Here is a 26,292-nt window from a genome sequence, read left to right as displayed (position 1 = left end):
GGCATTTGACCTCAGCCGGGGGCAAGTTACCGGTCTGTGACCATTCCGGGCAAAATTTCCCCGAGCAGCATTGCTTCGAGTGGCCGGAAGGTGACAGTTTATCGGGTATGGTGCGCCATCTGCACCACCGCCGCCGCGTGTTCCAGGCCCCGACGGCGGGGCCGCCCGGCCGGTCAGCGCAGGACGACCAGGTGCTCGCTGCGGGGCAACAGCTCACCCACCACGGGCGCGCCCGGCAGCTCACCGGCGACCAGCAGGCCGCCCGAGGTCTGCGCGTCGGCCAGCAGTAGCCGTTCGCCCTCGTCCGCGGCGCCGAAGTCGGTCCACGGGGTGACCCAGTCCAGGTTGCGCCGGGTGCCGCCGCTGACGTACCCGTCGCGCAGCGCCTCCCGCGCACCGGCCAGGTAGGGCACCCTGGCGGTGTCGATCGCCACCGTGAGGCGGCTGGCCCGGGCCAGCTTCGAGGCGTGCCCGAGCAGACCGAATCCGGTCACGTCGGTGCCGCAACGGATGCCGGCGGCGACCGCCGCCCGGGCGGCGTCCCGGTTGAGCGCGCTCATCGTGGCCACCGCCTCCGGGAAGCTCTCGCCGGTGTTCTTGTGCCGGGTGTTCAGCACGCCCACCCCGAGCGGCTTGGTCAGCGACAGCGGCACCCCGGCCCGGCCGGCGTCGAGGGTGATCAGCTCCTCCGGCCGGACCGTGCCGGTGACCGCGAGGCCGTACTTCGGGCCGTCGTCGTCCACGCTGTGCCCGCCGGCCAGGTGACAGCCGGCTTCCCGGGCCACGTCCTGGCCGCCGCGCAGCACCTCGCGGGCCAGCTCCAGCGGCAGCACGTCGCGCGGCCAGCAGAGCAGGTTGAGCGCTACCAGCGGGGCGCCACCCATGGCGTACACGTCGGAGAGCGCGTTGGCGGCAGCGATCCGCCCCCAGTCGTACGCGTCGTCGACCACCGGTGTGAAGAAGTCGGCGGTGGTGACCAGGCCGGTCCGCTCGTCCAGGCGGACCACCGCCGCGTCGTCGCCGTGGTCCAGACCGACCAGCAGCTCGGCGGTGCCGGTGGCCGGGCCGAGACCCGTCACCATGATCTCGAGTTCGCCCGGGGGAATCTTGCAGGCGCAGCCGCCACCGCGGGCGTAACGGGTCAGCCGTACCGGTTCGGTCATCCCCCTATGATTTCGGTTACTCGCGGCCGATGCCACCGCCGCAGTCCGCACAGTGACCGGAATCGGACTCGGCACGACGATCGTGACCGGTGTTACCGCTCCGTGACCCGCCAGGTTGCGTTCTGCCACATAGCGCCGCCTACAGTGGCCGCACCGGGGGTCAACCGACCCCGATCCGGGAGACGACAGGGACGGTGGACGACGTGACGACGGGCGAACCGCTCATCGTGCTGGACGCGGTCAACAAATGGTTCGGACCGCTGCACGTGCTGGATGACGTCTCGCTGTCGGTGGGTCGGGGCGAGGTGGTCGTGGTGATCGGCCCGTCCGGCTCCGGCAAGTCGACGCTGTGCCGCGCCATCAACCGACTGGAACCGATCAACTCAGGCACCATCACCTTCGACGGCGAGCCACTGCCGGCCGAGGGTAAGGCCCTCGCCAAGCTGCGCAGCGAGGTTGGCATGGTCTTCCAGTCCTTCAACCTCTTCGCCCACAAGACCATCCTCGAGAACGTCACCCTCGGCCCGGTCAAGGTCCGCAAGGAGAAGCCGGCGGCAGCCCGCGAGCGCGGCCTGGCCCTGCTCGACCGGGTCGGCATCGCCAACCAGGCGGACAAGTTCCCGGCCCAGCTCTCCGGCGGCCAGCAGCAGCGGGCGGCCATCGCCCGGGCGCTGGCCATGCAGCCCAAGGCGATGCTCTTCGACGAGCCGACCAGCGCGCTGGACCCGGAGATGGTCGGCGAGGTGCTGGACGTGATGACCTCGCTGGCCCGCGACGGCATGACGATGGTCGTGGTCACCCACGAGATGGGCTTCGCCCGGCACGCCGCGAACCGGGTCATCTTCATGGCCGACGGCCAACTGGTCGAGGACGCCCCGCCGGCGGAGTTCTTCGCCAACCCGCGCAGTGAGCGCGCCCGGGACTTCCTCTCCAAGATCCTCACGCACTAGGTGTCCGCAGTGGGGCGCGCCGGACACCGGTGGGCTCCGTCGAAGAAGGAGAAGAGTATGCGTATCAAGCGCGTTGCCGCGGTCGCCGCGGTCGCCGCTCTGGCGCTCGGCCTGACCGCCTGTGGCGGTGACGACGGGGAGGACGCCGGTTCCGGCAGCAAGTCCTTCGCGGCCGGCAGCACCATGGAGAAGCTGAACAAGGCGCAGAAGATCAAGATCGGCACCAAGTTCGACCAGCCGGGCTTCGGCCAGAAGGGCCTGTCGGGCAAGCCGGAGGGCTTCGACGTCGAGATCGCCAAGATCATCGTCAAGGAGCTCGGTATCCCCGAGGACAAGATCGAGTACGTCGAGACGCCGTCGAAGGTCCGTGAGGACGTCATCGTCAACGGCAACGTCGACCTCGTCGCGGCGACGTACACGATCAACGACAAGCGCAAGGAGCGGATCGCCTTCGCAGGCCCGTACTACGAGGCCGGCCAGAACATCCTGGTCAAGAAGGACGACACCACCATCACCGGTCCGGACTCGTTCAAGGACGGCACCAAGAAGGTCTGCTCGGTCACCGGCTCCACCCCGGCCGAGACGATCAAGCAGTACGTCAAGGACGTCGGCACCCAGCTGGTGCTCTTCGACACCTACGACAAGTGCCGCGACGCCCTCAAGGGTGGCCAGGTCAACGCCGTCACCACGGACAACGTGATCCTGCTCGGCTACATCGCCAAGGACGAGGCGTCCTTCAAGCTGGCCGGCACCAACTTCACCAAGGAGCCGTACGGCATCGGTGTGAAGAAGGAGGACGCGGACTTCCGCAGCTTCATCAACGACACGCTGGACAAGGCGGTCGCCGACGGTAGCTGGAAGAAGGCCTGGGACGACACCGCCGGCAAGTTCGGCGCGGAACTGGGCGCGGCTCCGACCATCAACCGCTACTGATCTGATCCTTCGATCTGGAGGGTGGGGAGGAACACCGACCCGTGAACGTGCTCATCGACAAGTTCGACGTCTTTGCGGGTGGTTTCTGGCTCACCCTCCAGATCTGCGTACTCGCCGCGATCGGCGCCCTGATCCTGGGCGCCATCGTGGCGGTACTGCGGATCTCCCCCGTGCCGCCGCTGCGGGCGGTCGGCACGGTTTACGTCAACGTCTTCCGCAACATGCCGCTGACCGTGGTGATGTTCTTCGCCGCGTTCGGTCTGCCGGCGCTCGGCTCCAACGCCGACTTCCTGCGCATCCCCGTCCTGGACTCGCTGTTCAACCGGCTCGGCACTGACCTGCCGTACTTCCGCTTCGCCCTGATCGCCCTGGTGCTCTACACCGCGGCGTTCGTCTGCGAGGCGCTGCGCTCCGGGGTGAACGCGGTGCCGCCGGGGCAGGCCGAGGCGGCACGCTCGCTCGGGCTCACCTTCGGCCAGAACCTGCGCCACGTGGTGCTGCCACAGTCCTGGAAAGCCTCCGTGGTGCCGCTCGGCTCGGTGATCATCGCGATGATCAAGAACTCCGCGCTGGTCGGCTTCTTCGGGGTGGTCGGTGACCTGTCGCAGACCGCCGACCAGCTCACCTCGGCCGAGGGCTACGCCTTCATCCCCGTCGCCATCGGCATCTCGATCGGATACCTGATCATGACCGTGCCGCTCGGCGCCCTGCTGGACCGGCTGGAGAAGCGACAGGCGGTGGCCCGATGACCCGGCAGACCAGCGTCCTCTACGACGTTCCCGGCCCCCGCCAGCGGCGGATCACGCTCATCAGCAGCCTGGTCGCCACGGTGGTGCTGCTGATCGGGGCGTACTTCCTGATCTACCTGCCGCTGGACGACAAGGGCCAGCTGTCGATGGAGCTGTGGGGCCCCCTTGTCGACCCCTCCAACGAGAACTTCTCGCAGGTGTGGGATCGGATCGGCCTCGGCTTCAAGAACACCCTGATCGCGGCGGCACTGGCCATCCTGGCCTCGCTGGTGGTCGGCACGCTGCTCGCCGTACTACGGATCCAGCTCAAGAGCCTGACCCGGCGCCGGTTCACCGGCGCGGCGACGCCGGTGGCGTACCTGCTGCGCGGGCTGAGCTCGCTGCTGTCGGCGGTCACCCGGGTCTGCGTCGAGGTGTTCCGCGGCCTGCCCGTGGTGCTCACCATCTTCTTCGTGGCCCGCGGCTTCCCCGAGTTCGGCCTCTACTTCGACAACCTCTGGTACCTGGTGATCGGCCTCACCATCTACAACTCGGTGGTGATCGCCGAGATCCTCCGCTCCGGCATGGAGGGGCTGCCGGGCGGTCAGGCGGAGGCCGCTGCCGCCATCGGGCTCTCCCCGGCGCAGATCACCCGGATGATCCTGCTGCCGCAGTCCTTCCGGATCATGCTGCCGGCGCTGATCAGCCAGCTGGTCGTGGTGCTCAAGGACACCTCGCTGGGCTTCATCATCAGCTACGAGGAAACACTGAACATCGGCAAGCAGATCATCGGCGTGCTGGGCAACCCGATCCAGGTGTACGTCGTGATCGCCGTGCTCTTCATCGCGGTGAACTACTCGCTGTCGAAGCTGGCCCAGTACGTCCAGCGCCGGCTCTCCCGGGGCCGCAAGACGGCAGGCATCGCGACGGACCACCTGCCGCCGGCCGCGCTCATGTCGCAGGCCGAGGGCGGCGGCGGGGGCGGCGGCATCTGAGCCACGCCACACCGACCAAGAAGGGCCGCCCCGGAATGATTCGGGGCGGCCCTTCGGTCAATGCCAGGGTCGTGCCATCCCGTCGGCGACCTGGAACGCTGACTCCGGCCGCTTGGTCCGCCCGGCCGCTTGGTCGGGAGGTCCGCCCGGCCGCTTGGTCCGCCCGGGCGGTCCGCCCGGTGAGGGCTGGCGGTCTGACTCAGCGGGCGATCTCGGTGACGCGGGACTCGCGGACCACGGTGACCCGGATCTGACCCGGATAGGTCAGCTCCTCCTCGATCTGCTTGGCGACGTCCCGGGCCAGCACGGCCGCCCCGATGTCGTCCACGTCGTCCGGCTTGACCATCACCCGGATCTCCCGGCCGGCCTGCATGGCGAAGACCTTGTCCACGCCGAGCTTGCTGGCGGCGATCTCCTCGATCCGCTCCAGCCGCTTGACGTACGCCTCCAGGCTCTCCCGGCGCGCGCCCGGCCGCCCGCCGGAGCAGGCGTCGGAGGCCTGGGTGAGCACGGCCTCGATGGTCTGCGGCGGCACCTCGTTGTGGTGCGCCTCGATGGCGTGCACCACGTCCTCGTGCTCGCCGTACTTGCGGGCCAGGTCGGCGCCGATGATGGCGTGACTGCCCTCCACCTCGTGGGTGAGCGCCTTGCCGATGTCGTGCAGGAACGCCGACCGCTTGATGATGGGCACGTCCAGCCGCAGCTCGGCGGCCATGATGCCGGCGATGTGCGCGGTCTCGACCAGGTGCTTGAGCACGTTCTGGCCGTACGACGTGCGGTAGCGCAGTCGGCCCAACAGGGTGACCAGCTCCGGGTGGATCTCGGTGATGCCGACCTCGACCAGGGCGTCCTCGGCGGCCCGCTGGCAGAGCTCCTCCACCTCGTGCCGTGCCAGGTCGTAGACCTCCTCGATCCGGTGCGGGTGGATCCGCCCGTCCAGCACCAGCTTCTCCAGGGTGAGCCGGCCGACCTCCCGGCGCACCGGGTCGAAGCAGGACAGCAGCACCGCCTCCGGGGTGTCGTCGATGATCAGGTTGACCCCGGTCACCGACTCGAAGGCGCGGATGTTGCGGCCCTCCCGGCCGATGATCCGCCCCTTCATCTCGTCGCCGGGCAGGTGCAGGACGCTGACCACGCTCTCCGCGGTCTGTTCACTGGCCACCCGCTGGATCGCGTCCACCACGATGTGTCTGGCCCGCTGCTCGGCGGTGCTGCGCGCGTCGGACTCGATGTCCCGCACCAACAGCGCGGCCTCCCGCTTGGCCTGCGTCTCGATGGCCTCGATCAGCTCCAGCCGGGCCGCCTCGGCGGTGAGCCCGGCCACCCGCTCCAGCTCCCGACGGCGCAACTCCTCCGCCTCGGCCAGGTCGGTCTCGCGCTGGCTGAGCGCGGACTTCCGGGCCGCCAGCGCGGCCCTCGCCTCGGTGAGCTGCCGCTCCCGCTCGGCGAACCGCTCCACCTCCTCGGTGTGCAGCCGCTCCCGCTCGTCCATCCGGGCTGCCCGGCGCTCCACCTCCGCGGCCTGCTCCCGGGTGGTGGCGGCGAGCACCGCGACCTCCCGCTCGCCGCTGCGCCGGGCGGTGGTGCGCAACTGCTCGGCGTCCGCCTCGGCCTGCTTGTGCGCGCGTTCCAGCACGGTGTCCGCCTCGGCGCGGGCGTCGTCGAGCACCCGGCGGGCCTCTGCCCGGGCGGCCTTCGCCTCGGCGGTAGCCGCCGCCGCCTCAGCGCGGGCGGCGGCCGCTGCGGATTTCGCCACGTCGATCGTGCTGTTCGCCTTGTCGGCCGCGGTGCGCAGGGCGGCCAGCGACTGCTCCTGGCGGTCCTTCTCGGCGATGAAGGCGGGATCCTCCGGCGCCGGCGCCGCACCCATCCGGCGCAGCGTCCGGACGCCGACCAGCACGGCCCCGACCACCACCACGGCGAGGATCAGGACGGCCGCGAGGAGCACGATGTCGAAGGCGTTCATGCCGGGACCCCGTGGGGCCCGCTGGTGAACCTGTGCCGCCGCCCCGCCATGGCCGCCTCCCCTGAACGTCGAGACCGCAGCGACTGTGCCGGGGGCACACTCCTGCGGCTGTGGACGCCCGACCGGAGCGGCTGGCCGTGGTTAGCTTTCTCCGCCGGCGGTGCCCTCGGGCAACGTCGGCGACCGGGTGCAGTTGTCGCGGCGTTCCGGACCGGCCTGTCCGGAACTGCCGCCAAAGGCCGCGGAGTCGGCCAAAGTGATGCTGTTCTGTTACGCGATCTATGTTGTGCGCTTAGCCTGCGCTGGTCGGGCAATGTGAGCCTGTATGGCGAGGCTAGGTCGCCAGGGGCGGTCTGGTCAAGGACTCATGATCAAACCCCCCGAACGGAGCGAAGTTACAGCGTCACGGCGTGCTGATGTCGCGTCGGACAGGAGGGGACAAACTCCGCGAGGCGCACTGCCCCCTGGACGTGTCGGGCCTGCTCAGCCCGCGCCCAGTCGGCTGTCAGGCGACGGCCGCCGACCGAGCGGGGTGTGACCCATCCGTCTAACTGAGAACACCGGCCCGACTCCGGTCAGCCGGCGCCGGCCGCCACCGCTGCCGCCACCAACGCCGCGTTGTCCGCAGCGGGCGAGCCGTCCGGCAGGTGCAGGGTGTCCTCGAGCCCGATCCGGGCGCCCAAACTCCGGCGTACCGCCTCGGCGAGGACCGGCCAGGTCGCCGGACCCTCGGCGTGCAGCAGCACCGGCGGTGCGTCTGACGGCAGCGCGGTGAGGATCCGGGATGCGTCGACCAGCGCGACCGCCACGTCCTCGGCCATGCACTCGACGAGGACCCGCCCGGCCGGCACCCGCCAGCTCCGGTACGCCGCGACCGCGTCGAGCGTCCACAGCCCCGCCTCGACGAGCACACCGCGCTCGTGCAGGGCGGCGGCGACCGCCTCGGCGCCGGGCTCGTGTGCGTTGACCGAGGCGAAGTCGGGCAGCACCGGCCAGGCCCGGACGGCGGCGACCCGGGCGGCCGGATCCGGCTCGATCCAGGCTCCGGTGCTCACCCCGACCGGCAGCCCCGGCCGGGCGGCGCGGATCGCGGTCAGCGCGTCAGCGGTCACCGCCGGCCGCAGTGACTCGGCGCCGGCCGCGTCCCTGGGATGGACGTGCACGGCCGCGACGCCGAGTGCCGCGCAGCGGGCCGCGTCGGCGGCCAACTCCGCCGGAGTGAGCGGCACGGCCGGATGGGCCTCCCGGCCGCGTCCGCCGTTCAGACATGCCTTCAGCATCCGGCCCACACCCCCATCGGGATTCGCCCCGGACCACCGACCGGGCCGCTCACTCGACCGGACGGTTGTCGCGGTCCAATTCGCCCTCGGCGTCGGCGAGCGCGTCGGCGTCGATCTGCTCGGCGAACTCGGCCGCCTCGGCGCTCTGCGCCGCGATCGCGTCCTTCACTGCCCGGATCGCCACGCCGGGTGGGTAGCCCTTGCGGGCCAGCATGCCCACCAGTCGCCGGAAGATCGCGTCGGGCTCACCCCGGGCGGTGCGCAGCTTTCTCTCCACGAGGGCACGGGCGGTCTCGGCCTCGGTCTCCTCGTCCAGCTCGCCCAGCGCCTCGGTGGCCACCTCGCCGTCCACGCCCCGCTGGCGCAGCTCGTTGGCGAGCGCCCGGCGGGCCAGGCCACGCCCGGTGTGCCGGCTGGACACCCAGGCCCGAGCGAACGCGGCGTCGTCGATGATGCCGACCTCGTCGTACCGGTCGAGGACCTCGGCCGAGACCTGCTCGGAGATGCCCCGCTTGGCCAGTGCCCCGGCCAGCTCGGCCCGGGTGCGTGGCCGGACGGCGAGTTGGCGCAGGCAGATCTCGCGCGCCACCTCCGACTCGTCACGAGGCGGCGCCGAGGACTCGACGGCGTCGGCCTCCTCGGACCGGCCACGGCGACCCCGGCGAGGGCGGGGCGGGTCACTGGCATCGCCCGTACGGGGTGGGCTGGCATCCCAGCCCCGTCCCGTACGGGCGCGTCGTCCTGCCATGGGTCAGCGACCGGTCAGAAGTCGACCGGCGGCAGCTCCGGGCCGCCGGCGGCGTCACCCGCACCGACCCCGACGCCGAGCTTCTCCAGGATCTTCTTCTCGATCTCGGCAGCCACGTCCGGGTTTTCCTTGAGGAACTCCCGGGCCTTCTCCTTGCCCTGGCCGAGCTGGTCGCCGTCGTACGTGTACCAGGCGCCGGACTTGCGGATGATCGCCTGCTCCACGCCGACGTCGATCAGCGAGCCCTCGCGCGAGATGCCCTTGCCGTACATGATGTCGAACTCGGCCTGCTTGAACGGGGCCGCGACCTTGTTCTTCACGACCTTGACCCGGGTGCGGTTACCGACCACGTCGGTGCCGTCCTTGAGGCTCTCGATGCGTCGCACGTCGAGCCGGACCGAGGCGTAGAACTTCAGTGCCCGACCACCGGTGGTGGTCTCCGGGCTGCCGAACATCACGCCGATCTTTTCCCGGAGCTGGTTGATGAAGATCGCCGTGGTGCCGGTGTTGCTGAGCACACCGGTGATCTTCCGCAGCGCCTGGCTCATCAGCCGGGCCTGGAGGCCCACGTGGCTGTCGCCCATCTCACCCTCGATCTCGGCGCGCGGCACCAGGGCCGCCACCGAGTCGATCACGATGATGTCGATCGCGCCGGAGCGGATCAGCATGTCCGCGATCTCCAGCGCCTGCTCGCCGGTGTCCGGCTGGGAGACCAGCATCGCGTCGGTGTCGACCCCGAGGGCCTTCGCGTACTCCGGGTCGAGCGCGTGCTCGGCGTCGATGAAGGCCGCGATGCCGCCGAGCCGCTGGGCGCTGGCCACCGAGTGCAGCGCCACCGTGGTCTTACCGCTGGACTCCGGGCCGTAGATCTCGACCACCCGGCCGCGCGGCAGGCCGCCAATGCCGAGTGCCACGTCGAGCGCGATGGAGCCGGTCGGGATGATCGCGGTCTGGACGACGGGCCGGTCCCCCAGCCGCATCACCGAGCCCTTGCCGAATTGCTTGTCAATCTGAGCGAGAGCTAGGTCGAGTGCCTTCTCCCGGTCAGGCCCTGCTGCCATGGTTGCCACCCCTGCCTTCGCCGGCGTCTTTGCTGAGCTTCGCGTCACGCGGACACGCTAGGCGCTGGGTCCGACAGAAAACCAGCCGACGGGCCGCGAGCTGTGGACGAGCACCCCGCTGTGGACAATAGCCGAACAGGTGTACGACTCGACAAGCGACACGCGGAAGCGCCGGAAAGGCTGCTCAGCGTAGTCGCGCGGGCACTCGGTCGGGGTACGCGGCGCAAACCGCCCGCCACACCACGTGCGTCTGCTCCCCCGACGCCAACGCCTGCTCGATGGTGCGTCCATCGAGCTGGGACAGCACCTGGTCGCGGGCGATGCTGGCCGCGTAGCCGGGCCCGAACGCCTCCTCCAGCCGCGCCCAGAAGTCGGTCAGCCGCACGTGATCAGCCCTCCTCGTCCGGTGCCCCGCTCGGCACCGGGCGCAACGCTAGCGCCACCAGGGGCACCGTCGCGACCGCCGCGAGCAGGGTGAGCACCGGATAACCGGCGACCTGCATGACAAACCCGCTAGCCATGGCGGCGCCGGCCCCTGCCAGCCCCATGGTCAGGTCGGACAGCCCCTGGACGCTCGGCCGCACGCCGTCCGGCACCGACTCGGAGAGCAGCGTCGAGCCGGCCACCATCGTCCCCGACCAGCCCAGCCCGAGCAGCACCAGACCGACCGAGAGCCGGGGCGTGTGGTGCCCGGCGGTGCCGGCGACCGCACAGGCTGCCAGCAGCAGCCCGACCCCACCGAGGATCACCACCCGCCGGCCGAGCCGGTCGGTGAGCCAGCCGACCAGCGGGGAGAGGGCGTACATGCCGGCGATGTGCAGGCTCAGCACGATGCCGACCAGCCGTAGCACGTCGGCGTCGGCGTGCGACTCACCGAGCCGCACCGGGGTCATCGACATCACCGCCACCATCACCAGGTGGCCGACCGCCACCGCCGCGATGCCGAGCCGGGCGGCGGGCCGCCCGCGTACCACCGACCAGGCCACCCGCATCCCGGCGCCGCGCGGCGCACGCACCTCGACCGGCGCGGCGGCCGGCGCCACATCGCCACCGACCGGGCCGCCGTCCGCTGGCGCCTCGGCGGCCAGCACGGCCGCCGGCACGTCGGCCACCGGCGCGTCAGCCGCCGCGAGACGGCGCGCGGTGAGCAGCGGGTCGGGCCGGAGCAACCCGAGGAGTACGCCGCCGGCCAGCACGAACGCGGCCGCGCTGAACGCGAACGGGCCGGCCAGCGGCGGCAGTCCCCAGCCACTCGTGACCCGGTCGGCCAGGGCGGCGAAGTTCGGCGCGGCCACCGCGCCGATGGTGGTGGCCCAGATGATCAGGGAGAGCTGCCGAGCCCGGCGGGCAGGCTCGGCGAGGTCCACCGCCGCGTAACGGGCCTGGAGGTTCGCGGCGGTGCCTCCGCCGAAGAACAGCATGCCGAGGAAGAGCAGCGGCACCGAGCGGGTGACCGCGGCCAGCACCACCAGCACGCCGCCGACGGCACCGACCGCGTACGCCACCACCAGGCCCGGCCGACGGCCGTGCCGCGCCATGATCCGGGTGACCGGGATGGCGAGCAGCGCCGCGCCGACCACCCCGGCGCTCTGCGCCAGGCCGGCTACCGCGGTGCCGGCGATCCGGGCGGCGAGCAGCGCACCGACGGCGATGCCGATGGTCACGCCGATGCCGCCGATGATCTGGGTGGTGAAGAGCAGCCGCAGGGTGCGCCGCTGGATCGGCGCGACGTCGGGCCGGACGGTACGTGGCGCGCTCAGGTCGGTGGCCATCGGCGCTCCTCAGGACGGGGGTGACCCATCCTCGCGCACCCGCTGCCGCCGACGGCAGTGGGTTTCGCTGTCAGCCGAGCCGACGCTCGTTCTCAGGCGGGCAGGGCGCGGGTGGCGACGGTGAGGTCGGCGACCAGTCCCTCGTACGCCTTGTCCTGGTCGTCGGCGCGCAGCACGGCGGACGGGTGGATGGTGGCCAGCAGCCGGGCCGGCGGCACGCCGGCCACCGTGCCGGCGCTGTCCACCGGCACGCGGGTGAAGTCCTCCGGGTGCTGAGCCGAGGCTGGCCAGGGCAGCAACTCCCCGCGCTGCTTGGTCACCCGGAAGGACGGGCCGAGCAGCGCTTTGGCGGCGGTCGCGCCGAGCACCACCACGATCTCCGGCCGGAGCCGGGCGAACTCGGCGACCAGCCAGGGCCGGCAGGCGGTGATGTGCACCTGGTCCGGGGTCTGATGGATCCGCCGTTTGCCGCGCAGCTCAAAACGGAAATGCTTCACGCTGTTGGTGAGGTACAGCTGCCTCGGGTCCAGCCCGGCGTCGTCGACCGCGCGGCGCAGCAGCCGACCGGCCGGACCGACGAAGGGCAGCCCCTTCTGGTCCTCCAGGTCGCCGGGTTGCTCCCCGACCAGCACCACTCGCGCGCTCTCGTCGCCCCGGCCGAAGACCGTCTGCGAGGCGTCCCGGTACAGCTCGCACCCCCGACAGCCACCCGCGGCGGCACGCAGCTCGTCGATGGTGTCCGCGTCGGGCGGGATGAACCGCTGGGCGCCCGGGGCACTCCCGGTCTCCTTGGCCATGCCGACTGTTATATACCTGTTCGGTGCCTCGTGCCGGGTACGCCCCGGCGACTGCGGGCAGCCGGTCGTACCGCGTCAGTACCCGTTGCCGCCGCCGCCGTCGCCGGACGCCATCGCGATCAGCACGATCACGATGATGATGATCACCACCGCCACCGCGATCCAGATCCCCTTGCGCGTCCCACCTGAAGCCATGGTCCCCACCTCCGGCGCTCCGCATACCCACCCCACGCGGCCCAAACCGTCGCGATCTCCCGCTTTCTGTCCTGGACGGGACCTGGTCGGGGAGAGGTGGGTCAGGTGGAGAAGCCCGGGAGTGGGGTTGGGTCCGCGGCCTGGGCCAGCGCGGCGGCCAGCGGGGCGAGATCGGACGTGGCGAGAGGGCTGATGGTGATGCGGAGGCCGGGTGGGGCGGCGATTCGGTAGAGGCTGCCGGGGGCCACCGACCAGCCGGCGTCGCGCAGCGCGGTGACCGCGCTGGTCTCGTCCGCCACCGGCAGCCAGACGTTGATGCCGCTGCGGCCGTGCGCGGTCAGGCCGTGCTCCGCCAACGCGGCCAGCAGCCCCTCGCGCCGCTGCTCGTAACTCTCCGCCGCCCGCTCCACCAGCTCGGCGACCGCCGGGTCCCGCCACAGCGCGAGCACCAGTCGTTGCAGCACGGTGGAGACCCAGCCGGCGCCCACCCGCGTCCGGCCGGTCACCCGGGCCACCGTGGTCTCGTCGCCAGCCAGCACGGCCAGCCGCAGGTCCGGGCCGAAGGGTTTGCTCACCGACCGGAGGAAGGCCCAGCTCGGGGTCGCCCCGGCCAGCGGGTGCAGGGGTACGCGGGCCAGCTCGGCGGCGTGGTCGTCCTCGATCAGCAGCAGGTCCCGCCGGCCGGCGAGCAGCGCCCGCAGCGCCTCGGCCCGGGCGGCGGAGACGGCCGCGCCGGTCGGGTTCTGCGCCCGGCTGGTGACCACCAGCGCCCGCGCACCGGCGGCGAGCGCGGCCGCCACCCCGGCCACCAGCGGACCCTCGTCGTCCAGCGGTACGCCGATCGGGCGTAGCCCCAGCGCGGCGACCAGGTCGAGCAGGTTGGCCCAGCCCGGATCCTCGACCGCCACCGCGTCGCCGGGACGCAGGTGGGCGCCGAGCAGCCGCTCGATGCCGTCCAGCGCGCCACCGGTGAGGGTGAGCTCCCCGGCCGGCACTCCGTCGGCGCTCAGCCGGGCGCGGGCCGCCACCGCAAGCTCGGGCAGCACTCCGGCGGTGGAGTAGCCGACCGGCGGGCCGGCCTCGGCGGCGAGGGCCGCCAGGTGCGGGCCGAGCGAGGGCAGCAGCCGGGAGTCGGGCTCGCCCCGGGACAGGTCACGGGCACCGGGCAACGGCGCCGGGCGCAGCGCGGAGCGCCGGGCGGCCACCGGCGGGCGGGGGCGCACCCGGGTGCCGTGCCGCCCGGCGGTGGCGAGCAGGCCGCGCTGGCGCAGCTCCTGGTAGGCGCGGGCGACGGTGGCCGGGCTGACGCCCAGCTCGGCGGCGAGCACCCGGACCGGTGGCAGGGCGGTCCCGGGTGGCAGGGCACCCGTACGGATGCCCGACTCGATGCTGGCCGAAATCGCGACGGCCGTCGTCCCGGCGAACTGATAGCGTGCTGACACAAATCAGAGATTGTACTAGAACAAAGGGGCGAGCATGTACCCACCCACCGCCCGGACCACCCCCAACCGTTCCCGCGACAAGATGAGCTACGACCGGGACGCCGCGCACGCCGTGCTCGACGAGGCGTACCACTGCGCGCTGGGGTTCACCGTCGACGGCCAGCCGCGGGTGCTGCCCACCCTGCACGTACGGATCGGCGACACGCTCTACCTGCACGGCTCCACCGGCAGCCGGCCGCTGCTCGCCGCCCGGGGCGACGGGCTGCCGGTCTGCGTCACGGTGACCCTGCTCGACGGCCTGGTCTACGCCCGCTCCCAGTTCCACCACAGCGCCAACTACCGCTCAGTGGTCGCGCTGGGCACCGCCCGGCTGGTCACCGACGAGCGGGAGAAGACCGCCATGCTCACCGCGCTGGTGGAGAAGGTGGGCGCGGGACGCAGCGCGGACAGCCGCCCGCCCAGCCGGCGGGAGCTGGCCGAGACCGCCGTACTGGCACTGCCGCTGCGCGAGGTGTCGGTCCGGGCCCGCAGCGGAGGAGTCCGCGAGGACGAGGCCGACCTGCACCTGCCGCACTGGGCCGGGGTCCTGCCGCTGCGGCTGACCGCCGGGCTGCCCGAGCCGGACGCTGGAGTCACCGCGCCGCTGCCGGCGTACCTCCGGGCGCCCCGCACGCCCTGGCACGACCCGGCCCCGATGAGCGGCGAACACGTCCGGCTGGAGCCGCTGGACCTGGCCCACGCCGACGAGCTGCACACCGCCACCGCCGACGAGGAGGTCTGGCGGCACATGAACGTCGCGGCACCGAGCGCGCCAGACGGGACCGCCGAGGTGATCGCCGCCGCGCTGGCCGCGCAGCACCGCGGCGAGCGGGTGCCCTGGGTGCAGCGCTGCGCGGCGACCGGGGCGGTGGTCGGCAGCACGTCCTACTACGAGATCGACCCGGAACGGCGGTCGGTCGCGATCGGGTACACCTTCCTGGGCCGGCCGTGGTGGCGTACCGGGATCAACACCGAGGCGAAGCTGCTGCTGCTCAGTCGGGCCTTCGACGAGTTGGGCGCGGTGCGGGTGGCCTGGCACACCGACATCCGCAACGAACGCTCGCAGGCGGCCATCGAACGGCTCGGCGCCACCCGGGAGGGCGTGCTGCGGATGCACCGGCAACGCCCGGACGGCTCCTGGCGGGACACCGTGCAGTACGCGATGACCGTCGACGAGTGGCCGAACGCACAGCTCAGGCTCCGGGAAAGGCTTCGCCGGACGGCACCGGTGGCGTGATGATGGCGGGCGTGCTGGGGATCACCGACATCTGGACGTACGTGCTGGGCACCGTGGCCATCATCCTGCTGCCCGGGCCGAACTCACTCTTCGTGCTCTCCACCGCCGCCAAACGGGGCGTGGGGGCCGGCTACCGGGCCGCTGGCGGGGTGTTCGTCGGCGACGGGGTGCTGATGTTCCTCTCCGCCGCCGGGGTGGCGTCGCTGCTCAAGGCGTACCCGCCGGTGTTCATGGTGATCAAGTACGTCGGCGCCGCGTACCTCGGGTATGTCGGGGTGACCATGCTGCGCGGCGCCTGGCGGCGCTGGCGCGACCGCAACGACCCGAGCACGCCGCGGCTCATCGACGCCGCGGAGCCGGCGGCGATGCGCAGCCCGTTCCGCAAGGCGCTGGTGATCAGCCTGCTGAACCCGAAGGCGATCCTGTTCTTCATCTCGTTCTTCATCCAGTTCGTCGACCCCGGCTACGCCTGGCCGGCGCTGTCGTTCCTGCTGCTGGGGCTGATCGCTCAGGTGACCAGCGCGCTCTACCTGACCGCGTTGATCTTCGCGGGCACCTTCCTGGCCGCGCAGTTCAGCCAGCGCCGCCGGCTCGCCGCCGGCGGCACCACCGCCGTCGCCGCGCTCTTCCTCGCCTTCAGCCTCAAGCTCGCCACCGCCAGCGCCGGCTGACCCGACCCTGGTCAGGTGCCGTCACCGCCGGAGCCGCCACCACCGACGCCGGCCCCGCCAGCGGTGCCGCCGAGGCCGAAGCCGGGCCGGACCGGCTCGTCGGGATGGCGGCTCACATGGGCGGACTCACTGATCTGCGCGGACCAGTCGGCGTGCGCGGCCGCGGCGGCGTGCCGGTTGATGGCCTGGCGCAACCAGCCGTCCACGGTGGCGACCCAGTCCCGCCGGTCGGCGTCCGCGTGCCAGATCCGGAACCGGCTGATGCTCTGGTGGGTGATCCCGGCCAGCGCCAGCCGGCGGTCCATCCAGAGAATCGCCTCCAGACCCGCCGAGTTGGTCACGAAGATCACCTCCAGCTCGGTGATCGGGCCGGCGTAGAGCGGCGCCACCCAGTAGCCCCACCGCTGGTGCAGCGGCAGGGTGTGCTCCACCCCGGGCAGCCCACCCTCCTGCAACCCGGCTTGGCGGATCACGAAACCCAGCGTCTCCAGCGCCGCCAGCACGTGCTGCTGGGTGGGGATCGGGTGCACGAAGACCGGCACCATGGCGCCCTGATCCAGCTCCGGGTCGACGGACACCTCGGTCCGCAGCCCCATCCGCAGGTTCAGCAGCGGCACCCCGCCGAAGATGGTCACCGGGGTCTCCCACGGCAACGGCATCGCGAAGTCGACCGCTCGCCGACGACCGGCCGGCACGACGAACCGGCCGGCGATCAGCACCTGACAGAACTGCATCAGGCGCCGAGCGGCGGCCGGGTCATCCGGCTCGACCGTGGTGACCAGGCCGAGCCGGATGTGCCGCACCAGTACGTCGCCCGGCCCGGCCGCCAGCGTCACCCGCCCTGGCAGGCGCAGGCCCGGTCGGGTGCTCGGATTGGCCAGCGTGGTCTGCACGGACAGCCCGGTCCAGCCGGACTCCCGGGACACCCCCGTCAGCCGCACCGCGCCCCCTCCACCAGGCCACGCTCACAGCCACCTCAACCCCCGCGAGGCCCCCTCAACTCTCGCGGACCCCGCGCGTGGCCACCTCAACTTCCGCGAAGAGGGACCACCCCTCCGTTTTCACCTCATGCGGCGGCCGCGCGGCACCGTGTCGGTCTCGTCGTCGAACTCGCCGATGACCTCCTCCAACAGGTCCTCCAGCGCCACGAAACCGATCGGCCGGGCCGGGCCACCCCCGTTGCGCACGAGCGCGAGCTGGGACTGCCGGGCCCGCATCGCGGCCACCGCCTCGGTGACCGAGGAGGTCGCGGGCAGGGTGAACGCGGAGGTCATCAGCTCCCCGACGGTGGCGCTGCGGCCGGCGGTGACCACCCGCACCGCCTCCCGGACGTGCACCAGGCCGCAGACGTCACCCGCCTCGTCCAGCACCGCCAGCCGGGACCGGCCACTGTCCCGGCTGACCTGCTCGATCCGCTCGGCCGGGTCGTCCCTACCAACGGTGACCATGGTGGCGAACGGCTCCATCACCTGCGCCACCGATGTGCCCTGCAACTCCAGCATGCTGGTGAGCAGCTGGTGCTGCTCGGCACCGAGCAACCCGTGCTCGCGGGACTGCTCCAGCAGGATCCGCAGCTCGTCCGGGCCGTGCACCTGGGCCAGCTGATCCTGCTGGTTGACCCCGAACAGCCGCAGGATCGCGTTGGCCATGGCGTTGAGCGCGGAGAGCACCGGCCGGGACACCCGGGCGAAAGCACGGAACGGCAGCGCGAGCAGGATGGCCGAGCGCTCCGGGTCGGTGATCGCCCACGACTTCGGCGCCATCTCCCCCACCACCAGGTGCAGGAAGGTGACCACACCGAGTGCGAAGATCAGAGCGATCCCGTGGCTGGCCGCGTCCGGCAGACCCACGGCGTGCAGCAGAGGGCTGAGCAGGTGCTCGATTGCCGGCTCGGCCAGCGCGCCGAGCCCCAGGGTGCACAGCGTGATGCCGAGCTGCGCACCGGCCAGCATCAGCGACAGCTCGCGGACGCCGTCCAGCGCGGCCTGGGCCGCCCGGCCGCCGCTCGCCGCCGCCTGCTCCAGGCGGTACCGCTTGCTGGCAATCAGGGCGAACTCGGCGGCCACGAAGAACCCGTTCAGCGCCAGCAGGACCACCGAGACGAACAGTGCGATCCCGGGGCTCATGCGGACACCTCGCTACGCTCGCCCGGCTCGGCCAGCTGAAGCCGGACCGAGTCGGCCACGTGCCGGTCCACGGCCAGCACCTCGACCAGCGCCCGGGGCTCCGCCTCGCCGTCCTCGGCGTCGGCACCCTCGGGCAGCAACCTGATCTCCAGCCGGTCGCCGACCTCCGGCACCCGGCCCAGCTCCCGCATGACCAGCCCGGAGAGGGTGTCGTACTCCGGGGCCTCGGGCAGCGCGATGCCAGTGCTGTCGGCGACCTCGTCGATCCGCCAGCGGGCCGGCACCACCCAGGACCCGTCGTCCTGTCGGGCGGGCGCCCGCTCGGGCGGGTCGTCCTCGTCCCGGATCGGGCCGACCAGTTCCTCGGCGATGTCCTCCAACGTGATCACGCCGGCGAAGCCGCCGTACTCGTCGACCACGCAGGCCATCTGTCGGTGCCCGGACCGCAGCCGGTCGAGCACCGTGGGCAGCGGCAGCGTCTCCGGCACCAGCAGCGGCGGCCCGGCCACCGCGCTCACCGGGGTCGTGGTCCGCTCCCCCGGCGGTACGCCCAGCACGTCGGCGATGCCGACGATGCCGATCAGGTCGTCGACGCCGTCCGCGCCGCGCACGGGGAACCGGGAGTGACCGGTGTCCAACAACTCCACCACCCGGCTCACCGGCTCGTGCGCCCGTACGGTGTGCACGTCGACCCGGGGCACCATGGCCTCGCCAGCGGTCAGCTCCCGGAAGTCCAGACCTCGGTCGAGCAGCGTGGACATCTCGGCGTCCAGCGTGCCCTCCTCGCGGGACTCGGCGATGATCTGTTCCAGGTCGGCAGGGGTGGCACCGCTGGGCAGCTCCTCGATCGGCTCGATGCCGATCCGGCGGAGCAGCCGCACCGACGCCCGGTCGAAGAGCCGGATCACCGGCCCGGCGATGGCGAGGTACACCAGGGTGGACCGGCTCAGCACTCGGGCCAGCCGCTCGGCCCGGGCGATGGCCAGGTTCTTGGGGGCCAGCTCACCGAGGACCATCTGCACCACGGTGGCGAAGATCAGAGCCAGCGCCACCGACAGCGGCAGGCTGACCGCCTCGCTGACGCCAGCCAGGCCGAACAGGTCGGCGAGGCCGCCGCCGAGGAACGGCTCAGCGACGTACCCGACCAGCAGCGCGGTGACGGTGATGCCGAGCTGCGCTCCGGAGAGCATGAAGGAGAGCCGGCTGGTGACGGCCAGGGCCCGAGCGGCGGCCTGGTCGCCGTCATCGGCGAGCTGGCGGAGCTTGCCCCGGTCCACGGCGACATAGCCGAACTCCTGCGCCACGAAATAACCGGTGGCGGCGGTGAGCACGATAATCAGAAGAAGGCCAACGACGATCAACACGGGTCGCTCAGGGCTCCCGGGGTCGTCGGGGCGGGAAGATGCCGGGCACAACCCGGCTGGCTACTGCTGCCCTCCTGGGCAGACGAGTCGATCATGCCGCTATTTTATCGGCGCTGTCTGGGACTCCGCTGGGGGTAGGCCGAAGGGGCCTGATCGTCCGGTTCACGCGGCCGCCCGATCGTCACGCCGGTCCTGCCCGGCCGCCACCCAGGTCGCGTCCGGCCAGTTCGTCCGCGTCGAGCAGACTTCGGTCCAGCCGGCCGGACCGGTACGCCGCGCGGCCGACCATCTGCGCCGCGACCGGCACGGTGGCCAACTGGAAGACCCCCACCAGCAGGATCATGCCGAGATCCGCCGGGCTACGCAGCCGCAGCGCGATGCCGAGCAGCAGCAGGAGCACCCCGAGCACCTGCGGCTTGGTGGCCGCGTGCATCCGGGACAGCGCGTCCGGAAAGCGCAGGGCGCCGATCCCAGCGGCCAGGCCGAGCAGCGCGCCGGCCACCAGGCAACCGGCACCGAGCCAGTCCGCGATCGTCCCGATCACGGCTGCTCCCGGACGGCGAAGCGGACCATTGACACCGTGCCGACGAAGCCGAGCAGGGAGAGCACCACCAGCACGGGCAGCGTGGTGGCGTGCCGGTTGACCGCCGCCTCGGCGCCCACCGCGCCGACCATGGTGGCGAGCAGCACATCCGCGGCGATCACCCGGTCCAGCAGCGATGGGCCCCGATAGAGCCGGGCCAGCGCGAGCAGCGCGGTCACCGACAGCAGGACGGTGAGGACGACGGCCAGGAACGTGGTCACGGGCGGATACCCCTCTCGACGGGATCGGACTGGACGCGGCGCAGCTCGGCGGCGGAGCCCACCGCGCGGATGATCCGCCGCTCGACGGCGAGGGTGCGCTCCCGGGCGGCGGTCAGGTCCGCCGGCCCGTGGGTGTCCAGCACGTGCAGGTAGAGCGTCCCGGAATCCCGGTCGAGCTCGAGGATCAGCGTGCCGGGCACCAGCGAGACCGCCTCGGCGGTGAGCGCCAGGTTCAGGTCGGTGGGCACCCGCAGCTGAACCGCGATGATCGCCCCGCGCGGCCGGTAGCCGGGCTGCACGGCGATCCGGGCGACGTGCAGGCTCGCGCTCACCAGTTCCGTGCCGAAATTGACCGCGAACACCAGCAGCGCCCAGGGGCGCAGGCGGCCGCCGAAGGTGACCGGCGGTAGCGGGAAGAACAGCAGCACCGCACCGCCCACCAGCAGGCCGCCGGCCAGGTTGGCCCAGTTGACCTCGCCCCAGAGCAGGTTCCAGACCACCACCAGCCAGCCGAGCGCCAGCGCCTGGTCCCGCCAGCGCCCGAGCCGACCCCGCCGCGGGGGTGGGCCGGCGACCGCCGGAGTCGTCCCGCGCGGGCCGGTCACGGTGCGCCACCCGGCAGCACGGCCCGCACGTACGGGGTACGCGAGATCAGGTCGGCGGCCGAGTCGGCGGTGACGTCGAAGATCGGGCCGGCCAGCACGGTCAGCGCCAGCCCGAACGCGACCAGGCCCCCGGTGGCCCCGACCATCAGCGTGGGCACTCGGACGGCGGGCTCGGCGGTGGCCAGCCGGGGCGACCGCCAGAAGGCGATGTTCCACACCCGGGAGGCCACGTAGAGGGTGAGCAGGCTGGTCAGCGTGCCGGCCGCGACCAGCGCCCAGGGCAGCGGACCGCCGGCTGCCGCCCCGGCCTGGAGCAGGCCGAGCTTGCCGAGGAAGCCGGAGAACGGCGGCACCCCGGCGAGGTTCATCGCCGGGACGAAGAACAGCACGCCGAGCAGCGGCGCCATCCGGGCCAGCCCGCCGAGGCGGCGCAGGTCGGTGCTGCCGGCCCGCTCCTCGACCAGCCCGGCGACCAGGAACAGCGTGGTCTGGATGGTGATGTGGTGCACCACGTAGAAGATCGCGCCGGAGAGCCCGGCGGCCGTGCTCAACGCCACCCCGAAGATCATGTAGCCGATGTGGCTGACCAGGGTGAACGAGAGGAGCCGCTTCAGGTCCGACTGGGCCACCGCGCCGAGGATGCCGACCAGCATGGTCAGCCCGGCGACGACCATGAGCAGCCCGTCGACCTGCCCGCCCGGGAAGAGCAGCGTTTCGGTGCGGATGATCGCGTAGACGCCCACCTTGGTGAGCAACCCCGCGAAGACGGCGGTGACCGGGGCCGGCGCGGTGGGGTAGCTGTCCGGCAGCCAGGCCGACAGGGGGAAGACCGCCGCCTTGATCGCGAAGCCGAGCAGCAGCATCAGCTCCAGGGTCAGCCGGACGCCGTCCGGCAGGTCGTCGAGGCGCTGGGCGAGCTGGGCCAGGTTGAGTGTGCCGGTGGCCGCGTACACCAGCCCCACCGCGGTCAGGAAGATCATCGAGGAAAGGATGCTGACCACGACGTACGTCGAGCCGGTCCGGATCCGGGTCTCGGTGCCGCCCAGCGTGATCAGCACGAAGCTGGCAGCCAGCAGTATCTCGAAACCGACGAAGAGGTTGAACAGGTCACCGGCGAGGAACGCGTTGGTGACTCCGGCGGTGAGCACCAGGTACGTCGGGTGGAAGATGGCCACCGGCGCCTTCTCGTCCCTCTCGCTCCCGCCCTGGCCAATCGAGTAGAGCAGCACGCAGAGGGTGACCGCCGAGGAGACCACCAGCATCAGCGCGGCGAGTTGATCGGCGACCAGGACGATGCCGACCGGCGCCGGCCAGGCGCCCACCGCCATCACCACCGGACCGTGCCGGTACGCCTGCACCAGCAACAGAACCGCCACGGCGAGGGTGCCGCTCAGGCAGAGCGTGCTGACCGCCCGCTGGAGCCGGGGCCGGGCAGCCAGCAGCAGGGTCAGCGCCGCACCGAGCAGCGGCACCACCACCGGCAACGGCAGCAGCGCGCTCATCACGCCTCGTCCCCGCGCCGCAGCCGACGCCGGGCGGGCTCGGGATCGACCTGCTCCGGGTCCTCGTCCGGGCCCTCCCCACCGACATCCATGGCGCCCGTCTCGTTGCGCTCGGCCCGGCGGATGATCTGCTGGTCCTCAAGGTCATCGGGCACCTCGTCGTCGCCGGTGAGATACCAGCTGCGGTACGCCACGGCGAGCAGGAACGCGGTAAACCCGAAGGTGATCACGATGGCGGTCAGCACCATGGCCTGCGGCAGCGGATCGCTCATCCGGTCCACCGGGCCGGTGCCGACGATCGGTGCCCCACCGGACCGGCCGCCCAACAGGATCAACAGGTTGACCCCGTTGCCGATCAGGATCACGCCGAGCAGGATCCGGGTCAGGCTGCGCTCCAGCAGCAGGATCACCCCGCAGCCGACCAGCACCCCGACGGCGAGCACCAGCACCAGCGTGGGCCCCGCGCCGCCGGTGGTCATGCCCGGTCCCCCTTGTCGACGGCGAGCCCGCCGGTGGCGGTTCCGGTCGCCTCGATGTGCCGATCCACCTCGGCTCCCAGGCTGCGCAGGACATCCAGCACCAGCCCGATCACGACCAGGTACACGCCGACGTCGAAGAAGAGCGACGTGACCAGGTGGGCGTCGCCGACCAGCGGTAGGGACTGATCGACCTTGGCGCTCTCCAGCACCGATCCGCCGGCCAGCAGCGCCACCACGCCCGTGCCCACCGACACGGCCAGCCCGGCGCCGAGGACCGTGCCGGCGCCGACCGGGGCCGCCTCGGCCAGCTCGTACCGGCCGCCGGCCAGGTAGCGGACCACCAGGGCGAGACCCGCCACCAGCCCACCGGCGAAGCCGCCGCCCGGCGCGTTGTGCCCGGAGAAGAGCAGGAACAGGGAGAACAGCACCACGGTGTGGAAGATCAGCCGGATGACCACCTCCAGGACGATCGACCGCCGCTCCTCGTGCAGGGTGGGCCCTCCGCGCAGCCACACCGGCCGGCCGGTTCGGTTGGCCCGACTGTCCGACCCCGGCCGGCGCGGCCGTGGCCCGCCGCGGGACCGCTCGAAGACCAGGCTGGCCACCCCGGTCGCGGCCACCACCAGCACCGACAGCTCCCCCATGGTGTCCCAGGCCCGAATGTCGACCAGGGTCACATTCACCACGTTCCGGCCGTACCCCTGGGCCACCGCCAGGTCCGGAAAGGCGGCAGAGATCTCCGGTGCCCGACGGGCGCCCGCCGCGACGAGGGCCAGCCCGGCGGCCACCACGCCCGCCGCCACCCCGATCGCCCGGCGGGCCCACCGGCTGCGGCGCAGCGGGCGGGCCGAGAACCGTTCCGGCAGGCGGCGCAGCACCAGCACGAAGACCGCGATGGTCGCGGTCTCCACCAGGAACTGGGTGAGCGCGAGGTCGGGCGCGCCGTGCAGGACGAACAGCAGGGCGATGCCGTAGCCGGTCATCCCGACCAGCAGCATCGCGGTCAGCCGCCGGCGGGCACCGACCGCCAGCACCGCGGCCACCGCGATCACCACCACGACCACCGGTTGCAGCGCGGAGTCCCAGAGCGGGATCCGAGCGTGCCACGGGCCTGCGGCGAGCATCGCCCCGCCGGGCAGCAGCACCAGGACGACCAGGATGATGCCCAGATACTGCGGCAGGGAGCCACGCTGGGTCGCTCCGGTGACCTCGATGGCCATCCGGTCGAACCGGCCCACGATCCACTCGTACCCCTGGCTGCCGGTGATCGGCGAGTGGGTCCGGGCCAGCACCGGGGCGAGCGGTCCGCGCAGGGCGAAGAGCAGGCCGCCGCCGGCGAGCGCCAGCACGGACAGGCCGAGCGCCAGGGTCGGTCCGGACCAGAGCGCCAGATGCGCGTGCACCCCGCCGAGCAGATCGGCGTACGGGCGCAGCAGGCCGTCCACCACGCTGGCGGCCGGGCCGGCGAGCAGGCTGACGCCGGCCAGCACGGCCGGTGGGACCAGCAGCGGCCCAGCGACCCGACCGGCCTGGACCGGCTCCACGCCGGGCCGGTCGGCGAACGCGCCCCAGACGAAGCGGGCGCTGTACGCGACGGTGAGCACCGTCCCGGCAACCAGACCAGCGAGGATCACCGGCTGGTCGGTGAACGCCGCGAACACCGCCTCCTTGGCCACGAAGCCGACCAACGGCGGCAACCCGGCCATCGACGCCGCGGCCAGCACAGCGACCACGAACAGCGGCCGCGACCAGTGCCGCAGCCCGGACAGTTGGCGCAGGTCGCGGGTGCCGGCGCTGTGGTCGATGACGCCGACGACCAGGAACAGCGACGCCTTGAACAGCGCGTGCGACAGCAGCATCGCGGTGCCGGCCAGGGCGGCGTCCGGGGTGCCGGCCCCGGTCACCGTGACCAGCAGGCCAAGCTGGCTGACCGTCCCGTATGCCAGCAACAGCTTCAGGTCGGTCTGCCGCAGCGCCGCCCAGCCACCGAACAGCATGGTGGCCAGACCGGCGACCTGCACCACGGGCCGCCACGGACCGACCGTGGCGAGCACCGGCGCGAGCAGCCCGATCAGGTAAACGCCGGCCTTGACCATGGCGGCGGCGTGCAGGTACGCGCTGACCGGGGTGGGTGCCGCCATCGCGGCCGGCAGCCAGGAGCTGAACGGCAGCACCGCCGACTTGGACAGCGCGCCGGCAAGGATCAGCAGCACCACGGTGACCAGGTACCCGCCGCCGGGCAGCGGCTGTGCGGCTATCTCGGACCAGCGGTAGGTGCCGGCGTGCTCGCCCAGCATGATGAACCCGACCAGCATTGCCAGCCCGCCCAGCGTGGTGACGGTCAGCGCGTGCGCTGCCGCCCACCGGCTGGACCGCCGTTCGGTGCTGTGGCCGATCAACAGGTACGAGAAGATCGTGGTCAGCTCCCACCCCACGTAGAGCAGCAGCAGGTCGTCGGCGAAGACCAGGACCAGCATCGCGCCGGCGAAGGCGACCAGGACCCCGGCGAACTGCGCCAACCCAGTCGAGCCGGCGGCGAAGTACCGGGCGCAGTAGACCAGCACCAGCGCGCCGATGCCGCCGATCAGCAGGGTCATCAGCCAGGACAGCGTGGTGAGCCGTAGCGCGATGTCGAGGCCCAACTGCCGGATCCACGGGTACGTCTCGACCACCGCCCCGCCGTGGCTGACGGCCGGGGTGCGAGCCACCGCCCAGCAGAACGCGGCGGCCGGCGCCAGCGCCAGCGGGTAGCACGCTCGTGGCCCCCACCACCGGACGAGCAGCGGCGCGGATAGGGACGCCACGAGGTGGAGGATGAGCAGTACCAGCACTCGCGCTCCCGATCGAGGTGGCCGACGCCGGACAGCGGTGGCGCCTAGCAGCGATCAGACGTCAGTTCGTCGCTCGCCGGGCCGTTTTGCCGGAATTCGTGCGCTGTCGGCGACGGGCGGGTGCGCCAGGCGTGCGAGGTGCGGCAGCAGGCCGCGGACATCGTCGGCGGTCAGCGCAGCAGGGCGTCCTCGACGGGCACCGTGTCGTCGCTGGCCGGGCGGCCTCGTGCCAACTCGGCGAGCAGGTCGACGCGACCGAGCTGACGCGCGACCTTGTCGACCACCCGCTCCGCTGCGGCCAGCGACCGCACCGAGAGCAGCCGGCCACGGCTCTCCCGGCGCAGCACGAAGTAGTGGACGGCGACGCGGACCTGGCCGCGGTCGGCGGCGCTGGCCTGGGCGGTCGAGACGACCAACTCGCGCAGGCAGCGGGCGAGGCGTTCGGCGAGCTGCAGCTCGGCACCGTGCAGGCCGCCGCGGAGCGTGGCGAGGTGGCTGTCGACCTTGCGGATCAGCACATCGGTGCCGGGTTCGACGTTGCGCTGCTCGCCGGCCATCCGATCCCTCCACCCCGGTTCGCGTTGCGAGTGAAGTTACTTTATGT

The 26,292-nt window shown here is 72.2% G+C and carries 25 protein-coding genes; 6 read left to right on the top strand and 19 right to left on the bottom strand.

The genetic code is table 11. The features are described 5' to 3' along the window. Positions 1-173 precede the first annotated feature (173 nt). The gene (gene selD, locus OG470_RS15170) at positions 174-1,163 is read right to left on the bottom strand and encodes a selenide, water dikinase SelD (RefSeq protein WP_328424771.1); all 990 of its coding nucleotides are present in this window, start codon (positions 1,161-1,163) and stop codon (positions 174-176) included. A gap of 194 nt (positions 1,164-1,357) precedes the next feature. On the opposite strand from selD, the gene OG470_RS15165 reads away from it, so the two are divergent. From OG470_RS15165 to OG470_RS15150, 4 genes are read left to right on the top strand one after another with little or no spacing between them, the layout of a single operon-like run. After that, the gene (locus OG470_RS15165) at positions 1,358-2,113 is read left to right on the top strand and encodes an amino acid ABC transporter ATP-binding protein (protein WP_328424769.1); all 756 of its coding nucleotides are present in this window, start codon (positions 1,358-1,360) and stop codon (positions 2,111-2,113) included. Positions 2,114-2,170: 57 nt separating this feature from the next. Beyond that, the gene (locus OG470_RS15160) at positions 2,171-3,046 is read left to right on the top strand and encodes a glutamate ABC transporter substrate-binding protein (RefSeq protein WP_328424767.1); all 876 of its coding nucleotides are present in this window, start codon (positions 2,171-2,173) and stop codon (positions 3,044-3,046) included. 41 nt (positions 3,047-3,087) lie between these two features. Beyond that, complete coding sequence (locus tag OG470_RS15155) at positions 3,088-3,795, top strand: amino acid ABC transporter permease (RefSeq protein WP_328424765.1); 708 nt, start codon at positions 3,088-3,090, stop codon at positions 3,793-3,795. Next, positions 3,792-4,769, top strand: coding sequence for an amino acid ABC transporter permease (locus tag OG470_RS15150; protein WP_328424763.1), 978 nt, complete (start codon positions 3,792-3,794; stop codon positions 4,767-4,769). Before OG470_RS15155 ends, OG470_RS15150 begins: the two co-directional genes overlap by 4 nt. 199 nt (positions 4,770-4,968) lie before the next feature. Here the strand turns inward: OG470_RS15150 and rny are convergent, their stop codons facing one another. The 8 genes from rny to OG470_RS15110 form a co-directional block, all read right to left on the bottom strand. Continuing rightward, positions 4,969-6,735 carry a ribonuclease Y gene (gene rny / locus OG470_RS15145; protein WP_328424761.1) on the bottom strand — a complete coding sequence of 589 codons (1,767 nt, stop codon included), beginning with the start codon at positions 6,733-6,735 and terminating at the stop codon, positions 4,969-4,971. Positions 6,736-7,310: 575 nt separating this feature from the next. Beyond that, a complete protein-coding gene (locus OG470_RS15140) occupies positions 7,311-8,015 on the bottom strand; it encodes a 3-keto-5-aminohexanoate cleavage protein (protein ID WP_328424759.1) in 705 nt (234 codons plus the stop codon). 49 nt (positions 8,016-8,064) lie between these two features. Further along, positions 8,065-8,763, bottom strand: a complete 699-nt coding sequence (locus OG470_RS15135; RefSeq protein WP_328424757.1) for a regulatory protein RecX — start codon at positions 8,761-8,763, stop codon at positions 8,065-8,067. A 14-nt stretch (positions 8,764-8,777) separates the two neighbouring features. Beyond that, the gene (gene recA / locus OG470_RS15130; RefSeq protein ID WP_053656326.1) at positions 8,778-9,824 is read right to left on the bottom strand and encodes a recombinase RecA; all 1,047 of its coding nucleotides are present in this window, start codon (positions 9,822-9,824) and stop codon (positions 8,778-8,780) included. A gap of 184 nt (positions 9,825-10,008) precedes the next feature. Beyond that, positions 10,009-10,209, bottom strand: coding sequence for a DUF3046 domain-containing protein (locus OG470_RS15125; protein WP_074318010.1), 201 nt, complete (start codon positions 10,207-10,209; stop codon positions 10,009-10,011). Between the two features lie 4 nt (positions 10,210-10,213). Continuing rightward, complete coding sequence (locus tag OG470_RS15120; protein ID WP_328424753.1) at positions 10,214-11,596, bottom strand: MFS transporter; 1,383 nt, start codon at positions 11,594-11,596, stop codon at positions 10,214-10,216. Between the two features lie 92 nt (positions 11,597-11,688). Next, entirely contained in the window at positions 11,689-12,393 is a 705-nt protein-coding gene (locus OG470_RS15115) for a UdgX family uracil-DNA binding protein (RefSeq protein ID WP_328424751.1), read from the bottom strand. A gap of 296 nt (positions 12,394-12,689) precedes the next feature. Continuing rightward, a complete protein-coding gene (locus OG470_RS15110) occupies positions 12,690-14,030 on the bottom strand; it encodes an aminotransferase class I/II-fold pyridoxal phosphate-dependent enzyme (RefSeq protein ID WP_328424749.1) in 1,341 nt (446 codons plus the stop codon). Between the two features lie 34 nt (positions 14,031-14,064). Here OG470_RS15110 and OG470_RS15105 point away from each other — a divergent pair, with 34 nt between their 5' ends. Both OG470_RS15105 and leuE read left to right on the top strand, forming a co-directional pair. Then, complete coding sequence (locus OG470_RS15105; RefSeq protein ID WP_328424747.1) at positions 14,065-15,306, top strand: bifunctional pyridoxamine 5'-phosphate oxidase family protein/GNAT family N-acetyltransferase; 1,242 nt, start codon at positions 14,065-14,067, stop codon at positions 15,304-15,306. Further along, complete coding sequence (gene leuE, locus OG470_RS15100; RefSeq protein WP_328424745.1) at positions 15,306-15,977, top strand: leucine efflux protein LeuE; 672 nt, start codon at positions 15,306-15,308, stop codon at positions 15,975-15,977. Before OG470_RS15105 ends, leuE begins: the two co-directional genes overlap by 1 nt. 11 nt (positions 15,978-15,988) lie before the next feature. Here the strand turns inward: leuE and OG470_RS15095 are convergent, their stop codons facing one another. The 10 genes from OG470_RS15095 to OG470_RS15050 all read right to left on the bottom strand — a co-directional run bounded on the left by OG470_RS15095 (position 15,989) and on the right by OG470_RS15050 (position 26,245). Continuing rightward, complete coding sequence (locus OG470_RS15095) at positions 15,989-16,918, bottom strand: sporulation protein (RefSeq protein ID WP_328424743.1); 930 nt, start codon at positions 16,916-16,918, stop codon at positions 15,989-15,991. Positions 16,919-17,038: 120 nt separating this feature from the next. Beyond that, positions 17,039-18,103 (bottom strand): hemolysin family protein, encoded by a 1,065-nt coding sequence (locus OG470_RS15090; RefSeq protein ID WP_328424741.1) that lies wholly within the window; start codon positions 18,101-18,103, stop codon positions 17,039-17,041. Continuing rightward, a complete protein-coding gene (locus tag OG470_RS15085) occupies positions 18,100-19,467 on the bottom strand; it encodes a hemolysin family protein (protein ID WP_328424739.1) in 1,368 nt (455 codons plus the stop codon). The genes OG470_RS15090 and OG470_RS15085 overlap by 4 nt, the downstream gene beginning before the upstream one ends. Before the next feature lie 181 nt (positions 19,468-19,648). Next, positions 19,649-20,008 carry a monovalent cation/H(+) antiporter subunit G gene (gene mnhG / locus OG470_RS15080; RefSeq protein ID WP_328426370.1) on the bottom strand — a complete coding sequence of 120 codons (360 nt, stop codon included), beginning with the start codon at positions 20,006-20,008 and terminating at the stop codon, positions 19,649-19,651. Further along, a complete protein-coding gene (locus OG470_RS15075; RefSeq protein ID WP_328424737.1) occupies positions 20,008-20,271 on the bottom strand; it encodes a monovalent cation/H+ antiporter complex subunit F in 264 nt (87 codons plus the stop codon). Before OG470_RS15075 ends, mnhG begins: the two co-directional genes overlap by 1 nt. Further along, complete coding sequence (locus OG470_RS15070; protein ID WP_328424735.1) at positions 20,268-20,876, bottom strand: Na+/H+ antiporter subunit E; 609 nt, start codon at positions 20,874-20,876, stop codon at positions 20,268-20,270. The genes OG470_RS15075 and OG470_RS15070 overlap by 4 nt, the downstream gene beginning before the upstream one ends. Beyond that, entirely contained in the window at positions 20,873-22,378 is a 1,506-nt protein-coding gene (locus OG470_RS15065) for a Na+/H+ antiporter subunit D (RefSeq protein ID WP_328424733.1), read from the bottom strand. The genes OG470_RS15070 and OG470_RS15065 overlap by 4 nt, the downstream gene beginning before the upstream one ends. Then, positions 22,378-22,857, bottom strand: coding sequence for a Na(+)/H(+) antiporter subunit C (locus tag OG470_RS15060; RefSeq protein WP_328424731.1), 480 nt, complete (start codon positions 22,855-22,857; stop codon positions 22,378-22,380). Before OG470_RS15060 ends, OG470_RS15065 begins: the two co-directional genes overlap by 1 nt. After that, positions 22,854-25,688, bottom strand: coding sequence for a Na+/H+ antiporter subunit A (locus OG470_RS15055; protein WP_328424729.1), 2,835 nt, complete (start codon positions 25,686-25,688; stop codon positions 22,854-22,856). The genes OG470_RS15060 and OG470_RS15055 overlap by 4 nt, the downstream gene beginning before the upstream one ends. Before the next feature lie 170 nt (positions 25,689-25,858). Continuing rightward, positions 25,859-26,245 (bottom strand): hypothetical protein, encoded by a 387-nt coding sequence (locus tag OG470_RS15050; protein ID WP_328424727.1) that lies wholly within the window; start codon positions 26,243-26,245, stop codon positions 25,859-25,861. Between the last annotated feature and the right edge of the window lie 47 nt (positions 26,246-26,292).

The sequence above is a fragment of the Micromonospora sp. NBC_00389 genome (assembly GCF_036059255.1).
GTDB lineage: Bacteria > Actinomycetota > Actinomycetes > Mycobacteriales > Micromonosporaceae > Micromonospora.
This window is presented reverse-complemented; position numbering and strand designations above follow the sequence as displayed.